Source organism: Allokutzneria multivorans (genome assembly GCF_039537405.1).
Classification (GTDB): domain Bacteria; phylum Actinomycetota; class Actinomycetes; order Mycobacteriales; family Pseudonocardiaceae; genus Allokutzneria; species Allokutzneria multivorans.
Window position 1 is genome coordinate 536,526 of record NZ_BAABAL010000018.1, and the last position, 20,545, is coordinate 557,070.

The window sequence follows — 20,545 nt, forward strand, 5'->3', positions numbered from 1 at the left end:
GACAGCGTCAAATCCGTTGCAGGCTAAGGGAAAACGGAACTTTCAGCCGCGAGCGAAACTGGGTCGGTTTTACCTGGGGCGCGCGTGCCATACGCTTCCCAGCGAGGGCCGGGATCCATCCCGTGCCCGTCCGGCCCATTTCGGCACGCGCAAGGGGCCCCAGGTCAAACCGACCCCCACGCTGAAACCGACGCGGGCTGGAAGCCCAGCCGTCCCCCACCAGGAAGTCCAGCCGTCCCCGACTAGGAAGCCCGGCCGTCACAAACCCCTGATCCACTCCGACACCACCGCCGCTGTCCGCGATGCGTGCTCCGTCACCACCGTGAAGTGATTCCCAGGCACACCAACCGGTTCCACGCCGGGCCACTCAGCCCGCCACGCCACGTCCTCATCAACCTCAGGCATGCACTCAGTCGCCTGGGCGAACAGCACCGGCGTGGACAGCTGCTCCGGCCGCCAGTCGCGGAAGATCCGCAGGTACCCGCCCATCGCGGTGAGCTGCGGGCCGTCGACCGCCATGGTGTCGAAGCCGCTGATCTGCTTGCCGTACATGGCTTTCCGGAATCGCCGATCCAACTCCTGGCCGGGCGCGAAGCTGTCGATCAGCACCAGACCGGCAGCGGGGCGGCCCACGCGCGCGAGATGGGCGGCCACGGCGTGCGCGGTCCAGCCACCCGATGAGTGCGCGAGAAGCACGATCGGAGACGAGCCGAACTGCCGGAGAAGAGCCTCGGCGTGGTGTGACGCGAGCGCGGTGACGTCTACCGGCAAGGGCTCTCCGGCGCGGTAGCCGGGTGAGTGGAGCGCCCACACTTCGTGCCTGCCCCGGAACGCCGCGGCGAAACCGGCGAACTGTTGTGTGCCAACAGGAGGAACGAGGGAAGGTACGCACACGAGCTTCGGCGAGTCGGGGCCGGTGGCGAGGCGGACCGGTGCCTCGCCGACGAAGCGGGTGAAGCTGGGGGCGAACTGGGACATGCCTTCCAGCAGCTCGACGTACTCGTCGACGCGGCCGAGTTCGTGGGAGTGGCGGTACTGCGCGCGGATGGGGTCGTCCTCGGGAGCGGGAGCAGTGGCGCGCTCAATGTGCGCGGCGAGCGCCTCGGGCGTGGGGTGGTCGAACACCGTGGTGGCGGGCAGTTTCAGGCCGGTGGCACGGCTGAGGCGGTTGCGCAGCTCCACACCGGTCAGCGAGTCGAAGCCGAGCTCGGCCAGCGCTGCCAACGGATCGACCGGCCCACGGTAGCCGAGGACCTCCGCGATGTGCTTCCGCACCAACTCCAAGGTGTCTGCGGGCTCGTCGTGCAGCAACGGTGCCTCTGTGGCGAGCTTCACCGGAACGGAGAGCGGGCGGGTGCTGGCGCATCCGGCGTCGAACAGCTCCAGAGCCTCCACAGTGGACAGACCGAGGATGCCGTGCCGTGCGATGCGTGAGCGCTCAGCCTCACCGAGGCCGTCCGTGATGCCGCCGTCGCCGTCCCACATCCCCCACGCCAGCGAGGTCGCGGCGAGCCCTGCGGCGTGCCGGTGCTGGGCCAGAGCGTCCAAGAACGTGTTGGCGGCGGCGTAGGCGGCCTGGCCCGCGCTGCCGACGATTCCGGCGAAGGACGAGAACAGCACGAACGCCGACAGGTCGCGGCCGGAGGTCAGCTCGTGCAGGTGGCGCGCGCCGTCGACCTTCGGCGCGAGCACGGCCGCCAGCCTCGACGGCGTGAGCGACTCCGAGGCGCCGTCGTCCAGCACCGCGGCGGCGTGGATAACACCGCGAAGATCAGGGATCGCTTCCAGGACCGCCCGCAGTGCTTCACGATCGGTGACGTCACAGGCCACAGTGGACACACGGGTGTCGCCGAGGTCCAGAGCCGGAGGCGTGGACCGCCCGAGCAGCACCACGTGCCGCACACCGTGAGCCTCGGCGAGGTGGCGGGCCACCACGCGCCCGAGCTTCCCACCGCCGCCGGTGATCAGCACGGAGCCCTCGCCGTCCCACTTCGCCTCCCCCTCCGCGGGCACCCGCACCAAGCGGGGCGCGAGCAACCGGCCGTCCCGAAGAGCAAGCTCGGGCTCAGCCGAGGTCAACGCGTGCGCGGGCACCTCGTGCGGCTCGCAGTCGATGTCCAGCAAGGAGAACTGGCCAGGCCGCTCAGCGACGGCCGAGCGGACCAACCCCCACACCGGAGCCGCTTCCAGGTTCGGCGAATCCGCGAGGACCGCGCCCCGAGTCTGCACCACCAGCCGCGCGCCGGTCCACGAACGCACCAGGTCCAAAGCCTCGTAGACGTCCTCGACGAAGCGCACCGGGGGCAGTGCACCTTCGCGCCCGCCGGGCACCTCCACCCACTCCTGCGAGAACATCGCATCGGAGCGCGCGGGCCGGAAGGGCCGAAGCACCAGTCCATCCACAGTGGACACAACGCGGTCGCCGGAATCCGCGATCAGCAACGAGACCGAGTCGTCCACAAAGGACAAACGAACCCGAGCATCGATGACACCCGGGGCGTACAAAGACACTCCGCGCCACACGAAAGGCAGTCCAGCGACATCGGAAGCACTCGAAGCGAGACTCATCGCGTGCAAGGCCGAGTCCGCCAAGGCAGGGTGCAACTGGTGGCCGGTTCCCGCAACGGAGACCTCGGCGAAGATCTCCTCACCACGGCGCCACGCCGCGCGAAGCCCACGGAACATCGGCCCGTAGTGGAATCCCGCAGCAGCGAGCCGCTCGTAGAAGCCCTCAAGCGACAGCGGAGAAGAACCCTCCGGCGGCCAGCTCGTCCAGTCCACGGGCGGTGGCGGCACTGCGGGCTCCAAGGCGGCGGTGGCGTGCCGGACCCACCCCTGCTCGCCGCGCGCCGAGACGACCAGCGAGTGCTCGGAACCCTCAACACGCAGCTCCACCTCGCCGTTCTCCGGCAGGACGAGCGGGGTCTCCAAGGTCAGCTCCGCGATGCGCGCGCCGTTGCTGGCTTGGAAAGCCAGGTCGAGGAAGCCCGTGGCGGGGAACAGCAAACGGTCCCCGACGCGATGCTCCGCCAGCCACGGATCACGCTCCGGCGACAACATCACCGACAGCGACGACCCCGGCCAGAACCGCTCGTGCTCGAAGGCGTACGTCGGCAGCGGCACCCGCCGTGCACCGGCGAACGTCCCGGTCAACGAAACCGGAACACCGTGCACGAACAACGAGGACAGCGCCTCAGCGAAGGCCACGTCCTCGGGCTTGTCCTTGTGCAGAGCGGGAATGAGCACGCCGTCCGCGCCCATCGCGCTGAGCGTGTTGTCCGGCCCAAGCTCCAGGAAGATCGAAGACGCGAGCTGAACCATCCCGTCGTGGAACCGCACGGTCTCGCGGACGTGCCGCACCCAGTACTCGGGAGTGTCCACAGCGCCCGAAGCCACGATCGGAATCAACGGCGCGTTGAAGGTCAACCGCGACACCACAGCCGCGAAGTCGTCGAGCATGGGGTCCATCAGCGACGAGTGGAACGCGTGGCTCACCGCGAGGCGCTTCGTCCTCCGCCCGCGTTCCCGCCACAGCCGCTCCTGCTCAGCGATGGCAGGAGCGCTGCCGGAGAGCACGACCGCCTGCGGGCCGTTGACCGCCGCGACCGAGATGCCCGAAACCTCATCTTCGCCGGCCTGCACGGCAAGCATCGCTCCGCCAGCGGGAAGCGCCTGCATCAGCCGTCCGCGCGCGGTGATCAGCTCGCACGCGTCGGCCAGCGAGAGGACTCCGCTCACGTGGGCCGCCGCGACCTCGCCGACGGAGTGCCCGATGAGGTGGCTCGGCCGCACTCCGAGGCTTTCGACCAGCCGGAACAACGCGACCTCCACAGCGAAGATCGCGGGCTGCGCGTAGCCGGTCTGGTGCAGGTCCTCGGAGTGCAGGAGGTCGCGAAGCGGCCGGTCGAGGTGCTGATCGAGGTGCGCCGCGACCGCGTCGAAGGCCTCCGCGAACACCGCGTGCACCGAGTACAGCCCCAAGCCCATGCCGAGCCGCTGACTGCCCTGCCCGGTGAACATGATCGCGAGCGACGGCTCCGAGCGGACCTCGCCCGTCATCACATCGCGACCAACGATCGCGGCGCGGTGCCGCATCGCCGCGCGCGTGCTCAACGTGAAGCCGACATCCGCCGGATCGAGCCCCTCCGCAGCCGCCGTGACTCGCGAGATCTGCCGCTGGAGCCCGGCTTCCGTGCGCGCCGAGATCACCCACGGCACAGCACGCGGTGCAGCGGCAGCACGCGACGCAAGGGCGACGGGCTCGATGATCACATGCGCGTTGGTCCCGCTCACGCCGAACGAGGACACCCCGGCGCGGCCGGACCACGGCACGGACTCGGTCACCAACCGGACGTCCCCGGCCGACCAGTCCACAGTGGACGTCGGCGCGGTCACGTGCAGGGTCGCGGGCAGCGTGCCGTCGCGCATCGCCAGCACCGTCTTGATCACGCCCGCCAAGCCGGACGCGGCCTGGGTGTGCCCGATCGTCGACTTCACCGACCCGAGCCACAGCGGCTCGGACCGATCTCGGCCGTACGAAGCCAAGATCGCCTGAGCCTCGATGGGATCGCCCAGCCGCGTCCCGGTCCCGTGCGCCTCCACGTAGGACACATCGGACGGTCGAAGTCCCGCGTCGGCCAGCGCAGCGGCGATCACGCGCTGCTGCGAAGGGCCGTTCGGCGCGCTGAGCCCGTTGGACGCGCCGTCGGAGTTCACCGCGGAGCCCCTGATCACCGCCAGGACCTCGTGCCCGTTGCGGCGCGCGTCGGAGAGCCGTTCGACCATGACCACGGTGACGCCCTCGGCGAAGTTCGTGCCGTCAGCGGAGTCGGAGAACGACTTGCACCGACCGTCCGCCGCGAGCCCGCCCTGCTTGCTGAACTCGCTGAACACCGTGGGCGTCAGCAGGAGGGCCACTCCGGCGGCGATCGCGAGCGAGCATTCTCCGTTGCGCAGAGCCTTGATCGCGAGGTGCAGCGCCACCAGCGACGACGAGCACGCGGTGTCGACGGTGAGCGCGGGGCCTTCCAGTCCGAACTGGTAGGCGATGCGGCCCGACATGACACTGCCCGCGTCGGCGGTGGTCAGGTAGCCCTCGGCGGCCTCGGCCATCAGACCGGCGTAGCCCTGGGAGGATCCGCCGACGAACACGCCGGTTCGACTGCCCTTCAACGAGGTGGGGTCGATACCCGCGCGCTCGACGCACTCCCACGCGGTCTCCAGCAGCAGACGCTGCTGCGGGTCCATCGCGAGGGCTTCGCGCGGGGAGATGCCGAAGAACGCCGCGTCGAAGCCCGCGATGTCGTCAAGGAACCCGCCCACGCGGGGCGTGCTCGTCGAGCTGAGGTCCCATCCGCGATCAGCCGGGAAGCTGGTCATCGCGTCAGTTTCCTGGCGCAGCAGCTCCCACAGGTCCTCAGGCCCGCGAACACCTCCGGGTAGGCGGCAGCTCATCGCAACGATCGCGATGGGCTCGCTGGTCGCCGACGGCGACGCCTCGGGCTCGGCCACTGAGCCAAGCAGGTGATCGACGAGCGCCGTCGGGCAAGGGTGGTCGAACACCACGGTCGCAGGCAGCCGCGTACCGAGCGCAGTGCTCAGCCGATCACGCAGGTCAACGGCGGTCACGGAGTCGAATCCGGCTTCACGGAACGCTCTGTCAGGCTGAACGTCCTCACCAGACGCGAGCCCGAGGACAGCCGCAGCGTGCGCTCGCACCAGCTCCAGCAGGTCGCGGCGCGAGCGGCCGATGACCGGAGCGACAGGCTCCGACGAGGCGAACTCTTCGAGGAAAGGCCGACGCCGACTGGCCGAATAGCCTGGTACGAAGCGCTTCCAGTCCATGTCAGCGACGGAAACCGTGACGTCGTCGTGCTCAACGGCCTGACGCAGCGCGGTGAGCGCCAGGTTGGCGGGCATCGGGCGCATACCGACGCGGTCCAGGAAGCGCTTCGCCACCTCCCCGGCCGCCATGCCCCCGCCGGCCCAAGCGCCCCAAGCCACCGAGGTCGCGGGCAGCCCCCGAGCACGCCGGCTCTGCGCCAACGCGTCGAGATGTGCGTTCGCCGCCGCGTAAGCCGCCTGGCCCGCACCGCCCCACACACCCGCGTTCGAGGAGAACAGCACGAACGCGTCGACGTCGCCGACAAGCGAATCGAGGTGCTCAGCTCCGAGGACCTTGGCCGCCATCTCCCGTTCGACAACCGCAGCGTCCACTTCGGACAGAAGCGTCGGCTGAGTGGCTCCGGCCGCATGGATCACCGTGGTCAGGTCGGGAATCTCCGCCAGCACCGCCGCGAGCGCGTCCCGATCGGTGACGTCGCACCGCACGAAGCTGACCCGATCACGCGACTGCGACGGGGAAGCCGTGCGGCTCAGCGCCACGACCCGGGACGCCCCCTCGCTCAGCGCCCACTCGGTGATCATCTGGCCGAGCGCGCCCGTCCCACCGGTGATCAGCGTCGTTCCACGGAGGTCCCAGGAACGCGACGGCTTCGCGGAACCGAGCGGGGCCCGAACGAGCCGCCTGGCGAACGTCGCGGTCGACCGCACGGCAACCTGGTCCTCAGCGCCGCCAAGGGCCGCGAGAAGCCTGGCCACCGCGCGCTCCCCCACTTCGGCGGGCAGGTCGACCAGGCCGCCGTACACCTCGGCGCGCTCCAGGCCGAACACCCGGCCCAAGCCCCAGAACTGCGCCTGCGTCGGACGAACGACCTCGTCAGAGCGCCCCACCGAGACTCCGCCGCACGTGGCGATCCACAGCGGCACGGTGACCTTCGAGATCAGCTCGATCGTCGAGCCCAGCCCGTCGTCGGCCAGCGCCAGCAAGGACAGCACCCCGTCGTAGCCGCTCGCGTCGCCGACCGAGTCGACCGACACCACATCCCCGAGCGCGTCAATCCACGGGTGATCGATGTCCGGAGCGACGACCAGCCATCGGCCCGGCGGCACGTCCATTCTCTCCAGGGGCTTCCACCGCACGCGATAGCGCCATGAGTCCACAATAGACTGTTCGCGTCGAGCTTGACGCCAAGTGCGGAGCGCGGGCAGAACGGCCTCGATCGCGGACTTGTCGGCAGTCAGCAGCTCCGCGACCGCAGCCGGATCGCTGCTCTCCACGGCCTCCCAGAAGCCCGATTCCTCCACCTCGCGGACCGCGCCCGAAGGCCGGTAGCGCACGTGCTCGAACGGATACGTGGGCAGCTCGACAACGCGGGCTCCGGCGAACTCCGCCGACCAGTCAACGCGAAGACCTCGGACGAACGCCTCCGCCAGAGCCCGAGGGAACCTCGCCCCGTCGTCGCGGCGCAGCGTGCTCAACGTGACCGCGTCCGGAACAACGGCCTGCACGGAAGCCGCCAGCATCGGATGCGGCGACGACTCCAAGAACACGTCGTGGCCGTCACGCCCCAGCGAAGCCACCGCATCGGCGAACAGCACGGGCTGCCGCAGATTCCGGTACCAGTAGGCGGCATCCAAGCCCGCGCCGTCGAGCACGTCGCCCGTCACCGTCGAGTAGAACGGAAGATCACCTGAGGAAGGCCGCAGATCGTCAAGCGCGGCAAGGAGTTCTTCACGAACGCGCTCGGTCTGCCGCGAGTGCCCAGCGACGTGCACTCCGGGAACACGCTTCGCCCGGATGCCCTCGGCCTCACACTCCGCGACCAGCTCGTCCACCGCGTCCGGCTCACCGGAGACGGTGACCGAGGCGGGATCGTTGACCGCCGCGAGGTCGAGTCGGCCGTTCCACCGCGCGATCCGCGCCTCAACCTCCGCGCGTGGCAGGGTGATCGCCGCCATCGCGCCACTGCCGTTGAGCGACTGGTAGACGCGCGAGCGCAGTGCGACAAGACGTGCCGCCTCGGAAAGCGACAGCACCCCGGCCACGCACGCTGCCGCGATCTCGCCCTGGCTGTGCCCCACAACGGCGTCCGGCCGAACGCCGTGGTCCCGCCACAGCTCCGCGAGGCTGACCATGATCGAGAACAGCACCGGCTGGACCACGTCGACACGGTCGAGATCAGTTCCGGAGCGCAGCACGTCCAGCAGCGACCAGTCCACGTGCGGCCGCAACGCGACGTCGCACTCCTGAAGCAGCGAGGCGAAGCGCGGCGACCGTTCCAGGAGGTCCTTGGCCATGTCCGGGAACTGGCTGCCCTGCCCCGGGAACACAAAGACGACCTTGCCGACCGACGAGGCGATCCCCCGCACCAGGGCAGGATGCTCGCCGTCCGCAGCAAGCGCGTCGAGAGCGGCCGGGTCGAGCACCACCGCCCGGTGCTCGAACGCAGCACGGCGGCTCAGCGTCAGCCCGGCGTCAGCACGACGAACACCATCCACAGTGGACAAACGGCGAGCGAGGGACGCCAGAGCGGTCGGCGTGCGCGCGCTCAACAGCCACGGAACGTCGTCCGCGACGGCCACCGGTTCCAACGAGGACGGCGGCTCCTCGATGATCACGTGGGCGTTGGTCCCGCTGATGCCGAACGATGACACACCCGCGCGTCGAGTTCCCGACGGCCACGCGCGGTTCTCCGTCAGCAGCTCGACCGAACCGGACGACCAGTCCACATGGGACGAAGGCGAGGCGACGTGCAGCGTGCGCGGCAGCTCGCCGTGCCGCAGAGCCAGCACCGCCTTGATCACTCCGGCGACCCCGGCGGCCGCCTGCGCGTGCCCGATGTTCGACTTCACCGAGCCCAGCAGCACCGGCGAAGGGCGATCTTGGCCGTACGTGGCCAAGATCGCCTGAGCCTCGATCGGATCGCCCAGCGCGGTGCCGGTGCCGTGCGCCTCCACGTAGTCCACATCGGACGGAGCGAGCCCGGCCGCCGACAACGCCGCGCGGATGACTCGTTGCTGCGAAGGCCCGTTCGGCGCGGTCAACCCGTTGGAGGCGCCATCGGAGTTCATCGCCGAGCCCCGGACGACCGCCAGGACGGAGTGCCCGAGCCGCCGCGCGTCGGACAGGCGCTCGATGATCACGACACCCGCGCCCTCGGCGAAGCCGGTCCCGTCGGCCTCGGTCGAGAAAGCCTTGCACCGGCCGTCCGGCGCGATCCCGCCCTGGCGGCCGAACTCCGTGAACACCGCCGGGTCCGACATGATCGTCACGCCGCCGACGAGCGCCATCGAGCACTCGTCGTCGCGCAGCGCGCGGGCCGCCAAGTGCAGCGCCACCAACGACGACGAGCACGCCGTGTCGAGCGTGACCGCCGGTCCCTCCAGGCCCATCGTGTACGCGACTCGCCCGGACACCACGCTGACCGTGCTGCCGGTGGCGATGAGCCCCTCAAGCTCCTCGCGCGCCGAGCTCGACATCAGCAGCCGCGTGTAGTCCTGGCCGCTCGTACCGACGAACACCCCGGTCCGCGAGCCTCGCAGCGAGGCCACGTCGATCCCGGCCCGCTCCACCGCTTCCCAGCACAGCTCCAGGAAAACGCGCTGCTGCGGGTCCATCGCCAGCGCTTCACGGGGCGAGATCCCGAAGAACGCCGCGTCGAAGTCGTAGGCGCCGTCGAGGAATCCGCCCGCCGCCGATACCGACCACCCGCGATCGGCCGGGGGCTCGGAGATCCCGTCCCCGCCGGAGCGCAACAACTCCCAGAACGCCTCCGGCGACCGCACCGAACCCGGGAACCGGCAGCTCATGCCGACGATCACGACCGGATCGTCCTCAGTGGACCGAACGGTCACGGCCTCCGGTGTAGCCGTCTCCTGGGCGAGGTGCGCGGCCAGCGCGGCGGGCGTCGGGTAGTCGAACACCAGCGTCGCGGGCAACCGAACCCCGGTCGCCGCGGTGAGCCGGTTGCGCAGCTCCACGGCGGTCAGCGAGTCGAACCCGGCGTCGCTGAACGCCTGGTCAGGCCCGATCGCCGACGGAGAAGCGTGGCCGAGCACCGAAGCGGCGTGCGACCGCACGAGGCTCAGCGGATCGCCCACCGACCTGCTCGCTTTGACGCTACGACTCCGACGGCGCAGCCCACCCGCGTTGAGCCGCATCGGAACGAGCACCGCGGCGTCGGTGGTCAGGGCCGCGTCGAACAGCTCAAGGCCTTGGCGCGCGCTCAACGGCAGGATGTCCGAGCCGGTCACCCCGCTGCCCATGCCGCTCTCCCACAACCCCCAGGCGAGCGAGATCGCGGGCAGCCCGAGCGCGTGCCGGTGGCGGGCGAGCGCGTCCAGCGAGGCGTTCGCGGCGGCGTAGTTGGCCTGCCCAGGCCCACCGAGCACTCCGGCGGCCGAGGAGAACAGGACGAACTCCGCCAGCCCGGACGTCAGCTCGTGCAGGTGCCAGGCGGCGTCGGCCTTGGCCCGCACCACATGTGCGAGCCGTGACGGCGTCAGCGACGTGATCACACCGTCGTCGAGCACTCCGGCGGCGTGGATCACCGTGGTCAGGTCGGGGATCTCGGCCAGCACCGCCGCGAGGGCTTCGCGATCTCCCACGTCACAGGCCACCACGCGCACCGAGGCAGTGCCGAGCGACGGGACCGGACCGCCGCTTCGGCTGAGCAGAACGAGCTTCCGCCTGCCGTGGTGCTCGACGAGGTGCCGCGCGACGAGCATGCCCAGCGCGCCGGTGCCCCCGGTGATCAGCACGGTGCCTTCGGCGGGCGCGGGCAACGTGAGCACGATCTTGCCGATGTGCTTGGCATCGCGCATGAAGCGCAGCGCGTCGGGAGCGCGGCGCATGTCCCACGTCGTGATGGGCGGCAGCGTCAGGGCTCCGCGCTCGAACAGGTCGACGAGCGTGCGCAGCATGTCGCCGATGCGCGCGGGGCCCGCCGCCTCGAACAGGTCGAACGGGAAGTAGTTCTCCGCCGGGGCGCGGAGGTCGGTCTTGCCCATCTCGACGAACCGGCCGCCGGGGCGCAGCAGCCCGAACGAGGCGTCGACGAACTCCCCCGCCAACGAGTTGAGCACCATGTCGACCTGAGGAAACCGCTCCGCGAAGCCAAGATCTCGGGACGAGGCGAGGTGTGAGGCAGGCAAGTCCACCAACGGCCACTTCGCCGGGCTCGCGGTGCCGTAGACAGTGCAGCCGAGGTGACGGGCGAGCTGGACAGCCGCCATCCCCACCCCACCAGCGGCCGAGTGCACCAGCACCGACTCGCCGGGCTGGACGCCGCCGAGGTCGACGAGCCCGTAGTACGCGGTCAGGAACGCCAACGGCATCGACGCCGCCTGCGTGAAGTCCCACCCCTGCGGCACCTTCACCAGCATGCGGTGGTCGGTCACCGCGCTCGGCCCGAAGGAGGCGGGCACGATGCCCATCACCCGGTCGCCCAAGGCAAAACCGCTCACGCCGGGGCCAAGCTCCACAATGGACCCAGCGGCCTCGCTGCCGAGCAACGACTCCCCGGGGTAAGCGCCCAGCGCGGTGAGCACGTCGCGGAAGTTCAGCCCTGCCGCCCGGACGTCGATCCGAACTTCCCCCTCAGCGAGCACCCGCGAAGGAGAGTCCACAAAGGACAGATTGTCCAAGGTGCCGCGCGAGGTGACGTCGACCCGCCACGAGGACCCGACCGGCCCGGAGTACGGCGCGAGCTTCGGACGGTACGCGACGCCCTCGCGCACGGAGACCTCGTCCTCGCCGAGCGCCGCAGCACGGAGAACCAGATCGGGCGAATCCGCGTCCACCAGGACGAATCGGCCGGGATGCTCGGACTGCGCGGATCGCACCAGCCCCCACACCGCCGCCTGAGCCATGTCGGTCCCGGTGCCACCCGGTGCGACGACCACGGTCAGCGGACGATCCTCGGCGAGCGCAGTGTGGACCTCTACCAACGCTTCCTGAACATCGGCCGGGCGCAGAACCGGTGCGTCGACGCCCGCTGGAGGTAGCTCGACGCGCTCCCACTGGACCTCCAGCAGGCTCCCGACCGGAGCTGTACGCGCACGAAAGGTCAGCTCGCCCACAGTGATCACCGGCTGACCGGCGAAGTCCGTTGCGGCGAGCGAGACTCCGGACGCGGTCGGCGTGATCCGCACGCGCAGAGCCGTCGCGCCGTGGCCGTGCACGGTGACGTCCCGCCAGGAGAACGGCAGCTGAGCAGCCTTGCCCGCGTCGAGCCCGGCGAGCGTCACCAAGCCCTTGGCGTGCAAGGCGCCGTCGAGCAGCGCCGGGTGGAGGTTGTAGCCCCGGACGTCGGCGGTCTCGGGCAGCTCGACCTCGGCGAAGATCTCCTCACCGCGCACCCACACCCGCCGCAGCCCTCGGAAGAGCGGGCCGTAGTCGAATCCGTGCGTCGCGAAGTGGTCGTACACCTCTTCTGCCGCAACGCTCTCCGCGTCGACCGGCGGCCACAGCTCGAAAGGCACCGGCTCGACGGGGGCCGTGCCGAGGACTCCACTCGCGTGGTCGCCGATCGTGAAGGCACCCTCGCTGTCCACGGCAACCTGAATCCGAACCGATCCAGATTCCGGCAGCGCCAAGGGTTTCTGGAGGGTCAGCTCGGCGACCCGGTCGTACCCGACGTGACGACCCGCCTCAAGGGCCAGCTCCAGGAACGCCGTCCCGGGCAGGATGGCCGTTCCACCAACGGAATGCTGTCCGAGCCACGCGTGCGCGCTGACCGACAGGCTGCCCGTGAGCACGACCCCGGCGTCGTTGGCGAGCGCCGCGCCGAGCAGCGGGTGATCGACCGGATCGAGTCCGAGCGCCGTCGCGTCGGAGGCGTCGCGGCCGGGGTCGAGCCAGAACCGGCTCCGCTGGAACGGATACGTCGGCAGGTCCACGAGCCGCGCACCGCTGCCCTCGAAGAAGGCCGCCCAGTCCACAGTGGACCCGTGCGCGTACAAACTGCCCAGCATGCGCGCGAACGACAGCTCCTCCGAGCGCCCCATCGCCGGGAACCCGTCGACCAGAGCGCTCAAGCCGCCCGGCCCCAGCTCGATGAACGCCGTCGCCCCCAGCTCGCGCAGCGTCGACACGCCGTCGGCGAACCGAACGCACGACCGCGCGTGCCGCACCCAGTGCTCCGGCGACGCGAGGTCGAGCACCTTACCGTCCACATTGGACACAATGGGAATCCGCGGCTCACCGAACGTCAACCCGGCAGCCACATCGCGCAACGAGTCGAGCATCGGCTCCATCAACGCGGAGTGGAACGCATGGCTCACGCGGAGCAGCTTCGCCCCGGGCCACCGTGCACAGGCAGCCTCAACCTCCGAAGCCTCTCCGGAGATCACCACCGAACGCGGGCCGTTGACCGCCGCGATGGTCACGCCCGCCGCCAGGACCTCGGCCTCCGAGGCGGGAATCGAGGCCATGGCCCCACCCGTGGACAGGCGCTGCATCAGCCGGCCGCGCGCGGCGACGAACGTGCACGCGTCAGCAAGCGAGAGCACGCCGGACACATGCGCGGCGGTCACCTCACCAACCGAATGACCGATGAGGAATTCCGGCTTCACACCAAGGGATTCGACGAGCCGGAACAACGCGACGCCGACCGCGAACAGGGCGGGCTGCGCGTACTCCGTGCGGTCCAACGCCGACCCGTCGCCCCACATCACCTCCAACAGCGGCCGGTCGAGGTGCGGGTCCAGCGAAGCGCAGATCTCCTCCAGCGCCCCCGAGAACACCGGGAAGCGCTCCGCCAGCTCACGTCCCATGCCGACGCGTTGCGCTCCCTGACCTGGAAACACCACCGCGATCTTCGGCGCGCGCACGGCTTCGACGATCTCCACCGGAGAGTCGCCCAGAACGACCGCGCGGTAAGGGAAGGATGTGCGCGCCGCGAGCGTGTAGCCGACGTCGACGGGATGCGCGAGAACGTTTGCCAGGCGCGAAACCTGCGAGGCGACGGCCTCGGGCGACATGCCCGACACGACCCACGGCACCACGCGGCTGTCGAGCGAACGTTCTTCGACGGCGGTGGGAGCCTCTTCGATGATCACGTGCGCGTTGGTCCCGCTGAACCCGAACGCCGACACCGCGGCCCGGCGCGGTCGTTCCCCGGCGGGCCACGGGCGAGCTTCAGCCAGCAGCGAAACAGAGCCGGAGCTCCAGTCCACAAAGGACGAAGGCGTGCCCGCGTGCAGGGACTTCGGCATGACCCCGTTGCGCAGAGCCATGATCGCCTTGATCACGCCACCGACGCCCGCCGCGCCCTGGGTGTGGCCGATGTTCGACTTCAACGAGCCCAGCCACAACGGCTCGGCGCGATCCTGGCCGTAGGTCGCCAGCAGCGCCTGGGCCTCGATCGGATCGCCCAGCGCCGTCCCGGTCCCGTGCCCCTCCACCATGTCCACATCGGACGGTTGCAGCGCCGCGTCCGCAAGGGCGTCGCTGATCACGCGCTGCTGGGCAGGACCGTTGGGCGCGGTGAGCCCGCTGCTGGCGCCGTCGGAGTTCACCGCGGAGCCGCGCAGCACCGCGAGCACCGGGTGCCCCAGGCGCTCGGCGTCGGACAATCGCTCCACGAGCAGCATCCCGACCCCCTCGCCCCACGCCGTCCCGTCGGCCTGGTCGGAGAAGGCCTTGCAGCGCCCGTCGGGGGCGAGGCCGCGCTGCCGGGCGAAGTCCACGAACGCCACCGGCGACGACATGATCATCGCGCCGCCGACCAGCGCCAGCTCGCACTCGCCGCGCCGCAGCGCCTGAGCCGCCAGGTGCAGCGCCACCAACGACGACGAGCACGCGGTGTCCACGGTGAGCGCGGGTCCTCGCAGGCCGAGCGCGTAGGCGATGCGACCCGACGCGATGCTGCCGGAGCTGCCCGCGCCGAGGTAGCCCTGGACGTCCTCGGGCTCGTGCCGCAGCCGCGAGCGGTAGTCCTGGTACATCACGCCCGCGAACACCCCGGTGCGGGAACCACGCAGCGTGCTCGGGTCGATACCCGCGCGCTCCACCGCCTCCCACGCCGTTTCCAGCAGCAAGCGCTGCTGCGGGTCCATGCCGAGGGCTTCACGCGGGGAGATCCCGAAGAACGCGGGGTCGAAGTCCGCAACCCCGTCGACGAAACCGCCTTCGGCGACGTAGGTCGTGCCGGGCGTGTCAGGGTTGGAGTCGATCAGTCGATCGAGGTCCCAGCCGCGGTCGGCCGGGAAGCCGGAGATCGCGTCGCGGCCCTCGGCGACGAGCTGCCACAGCTGCTCGGGCGTGCCGACACCGCCGGGATAACGGCAGCTCATGGCCACCACGGCGATCGGCTCGCGGGTTCGCCGCAGCTCCTCGCGCGTGCGGTGCAGGTCCACCGTCACGCGCCGGAGGTAGTCCCGCAGCTTCTCCTCACTCATCGAGCACGCCTCCCTGGGACGTGGTCGAGCAGCCAGCCGTGCACGGCCCCGGCGGTGGCGTCGGCATACCGCTCCATCATCGAGAAGTGATCGCCCGGCACGTCGACGGTGGTGTGCGCGTTGTCCCAGCTGGGGTTCCAGCTCCCGCGCAGCGCCTCGTCCGGCGGGTCGCTCGCCCGGACGAACAGCATAGGCGCGGTGAACCCGCCCGCGGTAACGCTCGCCCAGTCAAGGGTCGCGTAGTGGCCGAACGCGGTGATCCACGCGTCGCCCCACGCGTCGCCCGGCCCGCTCACCTCGTCCTGCTTGGTGGTGACGCGGCGGGCGATCGCGGCGAAGATGTCGTTGACCAGCCCCTCGTCCTTGGGCGCGAAGCAGTCGATGTTCACCACCGCCTCCGGAGCGCGTCCGCGCCCCTCCAACCGCGAGGTCAGCGCGAGCGCGGGCATGACGCCGGTGGAGTACCCGACCACCACGAAGGGTTCGTCGCCGACCTGCTCCTCCACGAGGTCGACGTGCAGTCGTACCAACGCTTCCGCGTCCGCGGGCAAGCGCTCTCCCTTGAGGAAGCCGGGATTGGGCAGCACGATCATGTCCCGCACGCCGCGCAGCGTCTTCGCGAAGCGCGCGTACTGGTAGGCCCCGGGCTTGCCGACGAAGTGCGGCACCAGGACCAGGCGCGGGCCGGTGGCGCCCTCGGTGAGCCGGGTGATCGGCGGCTCGACGGTGAAGTCCGCGCGCGTGGTGAACTTCGGCCGGTAACGGGCAGCGGCGACCGCGATGCCGACGAACTCCTTGAACTCGCCCAGCTCGCAGGCGTGGCGCAGCAACGAGGTCAGCGATCCGTTGATCTCGGTGTCAGCTGCTTCGCTGTTCCCTTGGCCAGTTCGCAGCGCCTCGCGGAGGTATTCCGCCAGAGCGGCAGGTGTCCCGCGTTCGAAGATCACCGTCGTCCAGAGTTCGAGCCCCGTCGCGGAGTTCAGGCGTCCGCGCAGGTCAGCTGCGGTGAGTGAGTCGAAGCCCAGCTCCAGGAAGGGCCGGTCGGGCGTGATCTCGGCAGTGGAGCCGTGGTGCAGAGCCTTGGCGGCCTCGATGCGCACCAGCTCCAGCAGCAGCTCGCCGCGCTCGTTCGGGCTCAGCTCGGCCAGCTGTTCGCGCACGGTGCCGGGTGTGTCCGGCTTGCGAGCTTCGGGGATCTCCGAGATCAACGGGCTCGGCCTGGCCGAGGTGAAGACCGGGAGAAAGCGCTCCCAGTCCACGTCGGCGAGCACGGGCACCGTCTCGTCGCCGTCCAGCAGGCGGTGGAACGCCCGCACCGCCGAATCCGGTTCCATGAAAGGAATGCCGCGACGGCGCAGCTGGTCCTCGGCGAGGTTCGCCGCCATGCCACCGTCCTCCTCAGGGCGCCAGATGCCCCACACCACCGACAGCGCCCGGAGACCGCGCGCCTTTCGATTGTGCGCCAACGCATCCAGATAGGCGTTGGCCGCGGCGTAGGCTCCGTGGTCCCGACTGCCCCAGGTCGCCGACACGGACGAGAACAGCACGAACGCGTCGAGGTCACCGGGGAACAGCGCGTCAAGGTTGGCCGCACCAGCCAGCTTCGCCCTAGTGGTTTCCGCGAATGTGACCAGATCGGTGTCCTCAAGTGACACCAGCTCCCCCGCGCCCGCGAGGTGCAGCACCGCGCGCACCGGGCGTCCTTCGGCGGCCAGCCCGCCGACCAGCGCCTCCAGCTGCTCACGGTCAGCCACGTCGCATGCGGCCAGCGTGATGTTTGCCGACTCAAGCTCTTTCGCCCCAGCAGCACCGCGACTGGCCAGCACGACGTCCTCGGCGCCGATCTCGGTCAGCCAGCGCGCGATGCGCCTGCCGACCCCACCGGTTCCCCCGGTGACCAGGACCGTGCCCTTCGGAGTCCACTGTGGAGCGTCCGTTGTGGACATCTCGGCCCGCACCATCCGCCTGGCCTTCACACCATCGGCGCGCACCGCGAGCTGATCTTCCTCGCCCGCCCCGGTCAGCGCGCGCACGAGCAGGTCCGCGTCCAGCACATCGGGAACGTCGATCAGGCCACCCCACCGCTCCGGGTGTTCAAGCGCGGCAACCCTTCCCAGCCCCCACACGGCGGCTTGCACCGGTCGTTCGAGCACTCCGGCGTCCACCGCGTTGCGGGTGAGCAGCCACAGCGGCGCGGTGATCTTCGCATCGCCCAGGGCTTGGATGAGGGTCAAGGTCGCCGCGAGCCCGAGCGGCAACCCGTCGCGCACGCTCTCTTCCGATGCCAGCAGCGAAAGCACACCGTCCGGCCGCAGCCCCTTCAGCTGCTCCGCCATCTCTGCCCGGGTCGCTTCGGCATCGACCCGCACGGTCACGGCGTTCAGCGCGCGCACGACGTCTTCGCCGCCGCCCGTCGTGATCACCAGCCAGGTCTTGTTCTTCGCTTCGGCCAGGTCGATCGGGCGCCACTCAACGCGGTAGTGCTGGTCGCCCCTGCTCTTTCTCCACCAGGACGACCCCGCCGCACCCTCGGGCGCCTCCACCCAGAAGCGCTCGCGCTGGAACGCGTAAGTCGGTAGATCGACTCGCCGCACTCCCGTTCCGTACGCGCTGGCCCAGTCCACCCTGCCGCCCTGAACGTGGAGTTCTCCGAGCGACAGAGCCATTCTCCGCAGATCACCCTCGCCCCTTCTCAGCGATCCGACGACAACGCCCTTCGTGCCCAAGGTCTCGCGCACGGCGCCGGTCAGGACGGGGTGCGGGCTGACCTCCACCACAACGTCGTAGCCTTCGTCGGCCAGGCGCCGAACCGCCGTGTCAAGCTGGACGGGTTCACGCAGGTTCCGGTACCAGTAGTCGTCGTCGAGCACCATGCCATCCACCCACTGACCCTCCACAGTGGATAGAAAGCGCACGTTCTCCGCCGTTGGCTCCACCCCGAGTTCTAGGCGGACGGCTTCGACCTGGGCGGAATGCGAGGCGTAGTCCACGTCGATTCGGCGCGCGTAGATGTTGTCCGCCAGGCACTTCGCCAGCAGCCCGTCCAGCCCTTCCGGTGTCCCGGAGATCACCACCGAGGCAGGCCCGTTGACCGCCGCGATCCCGATGCCGGACGTGAGATACCGCTCCGCTCTCGTCGCGGGCAGTGCGACCGACACCATCCCGCCCTTGCCTGTCAGAGCGACGAGTGCCTTGGAGCGCAAGGCAACGATCTTCGCCGCGTCCGCCAGCGACAGGGCACCGGCGACGCACGCCGCGGCGATCTCGCCCTGACTGTGCCCCACGACCGCATCCGGCCGGACACCGAAGTCCTTCCACACTTCCGCCAGCGACACCATCACCGCGAACAGCACGGGCTGCACAACATCGACTCGATCAAGCTTTCCCTTTGTCTCTTGCAAGAGATCCCAGTCGACGAACGGCGCGAGAGCTCGCGCGCACTCCCGCATCCGCGCGGCGAAGACCGGCGAGGTCTCCAGCAGTTCGACAGCCATGCCGCTCCACTGCGACCCCTGACCGGGGAACAAGAAAGCCACTCTCCCTGACGAAGCTGCCTCGCCCCGCACGAGCGTCGGCGATTCTCGCCCGCTGGCCAATGCCTTGAGCGCTTCTCGATCCTGAACCGCCGCGCGGTGGGTGAGCGCGGCCCGGCCCGTCGCGAGGGAGAACCCGATGTCGTCATCCCGGAGCTCCGGGTGCCCCTCGATGTGCTCGACCAGTCGCGCGGCCTGCTCCCGCAACGCATTCTCGGAGCGCGCCGACAGCACCCACGGCAGCGCGGGCCGTGAACATCGCTCTGCGGTTGGACGTTCAGGTGCTTGCTCCAAGATCACATGTGCGTTCGTGCCGCTGGCCCCGAAGGCAGAGACGCCGATCCTGCGCGGCGCGCCGGTTTCCGGCCAGGCCCGCTCCTCGGTCAGCAGCTCCACGGCTCCGGCCGACCAATCGACCTTCGGTGTGGGCGCGTCGACGTGCAGCGTCTTGGGGAGCACGCCATGTCGCAGTGCCAGCACGGACTTCGCCACGGACGCGAGCCCCGCCGCTGCCGCCGCATGCCCCATGTTGGACTTGAGCGAGCCGACGAGCAGCGGCCGTTTCCGTGCTCCGCTGTAGCTCGCTATCAGCGCGTTCGCCTCGATCGGGTCACCGAGCACGGTTCCCGTTCCGTGCGCTTCGACAGCGTCCACATCGGACGGTTCGAGCCCGGCGTCGCTGAGCGCGGCCCGGATGACGCGTCGCTGGGCCGCCCCGTTCGGCGCGGTCAAGCCGTTGCTCGCGCCGTCCTGGTTGATCGCCGAGCCCCGCACGACCGCGAGGACCGGGTGCCCCAGCCGCTGCGCGTCGGCCAGTTTCTCCACGGCGACAACGACGATTCCCTCCGCCCACGCGGTGCCGTCGGCTGCCTCGGCGAAGGACTTGGCGCGCCCGTCCGGAGAGATCGCGCGCTGCCTGCTGAACTCGATGAAGCCCTCGGGCGTGGACATCACCGTCGTGCCGCCGACCAGCGCCAGCGAGCACTCCCCCGCACGCAGCGCCCGACACGCGACGTGCAGCGCGACCAGGGACGAGGAGCACATGGTGTCGACGGTGACGGCGGGGCCCTCGAGGCCGAGCGTGTAGGCGACGCGACCGGAGGAGATCGCCCCGGAGCGCCCGATGGCGATGTTGCCCTCCATGCCCTCGGGCCAGGCGGGTATGCCACGCCCGTAGTCGTGGTCGGTCGCTCCGAGGTACACGCCGGTTTTGCTTCCACGTAAGGATTCCGGGTCGATCCCGGCTCGTTCCAGGACCTCCCACGAGGTCTCCAGCAGCAGGCGTTGCTGCGGGTCCATCGCCAGGGCCTCGCGCGGGGAGATGCCGAAGAAGGCCGCGTCGAACTCGGCGACCCCGCGCAGGAAACCGCCGTGCCGGACATAGGTCTTGCCGGGCGCGTCCGGGTCGGGGTCGTAGAGCCCCGCGACGTCCCAGCCCCGGTCTCCGGGGAACTCCTCGATCGCGTCGCCGCCCTCGGCGAGCAGGCTCCACAGCCGTTCGGGGGTGTCGATGCCGCCGGGCAGGCGCAGTGCGGTCGCCACGATCGCGAGCGGCTCGCTGCGCTCGCGTTCCACCTCGCGGAGCCTGCGCCGCACCGCGACGAGGTCCGCCGTGGCCCGCTTGAGGTATTCCCTCAGCTTTTCTGCGCTTTCCACAAGGCACCCACTCCGCAATAATGTGTAGCACTCCCGTTCACACCCGAGAACGCAGTAAAGAAGTGCCCCCAATGACGGTCAAGCCCCTAGGAGAAGATGTCCGTCAACCCCTG

At 70.1% G+C, this 20,545-nt stretch carries 2 pseudogenes; both read right to left on the minus strand.

The features are described 5' to 3' along the window. Window positions 1-258 precede the first annotated feature (258 nt). Window positions 259-15,228: pseudogene (locus tag ABD798_RS26630) on the minus strand (type I polyketide synthase); the annotation flags it as partial. 11 nt (window positions 15,229-15,239) lie between these two features. Further along, a pseudogene (locus ABD798_RS26635) lies at window positions 15,240-20,420 on the minus strand (SDR family NAD(P)-dependent oxidoreductase); the annotation flags it as partial. Window positions 20,421-20,545: the final 125 nt, after the last annotated feature.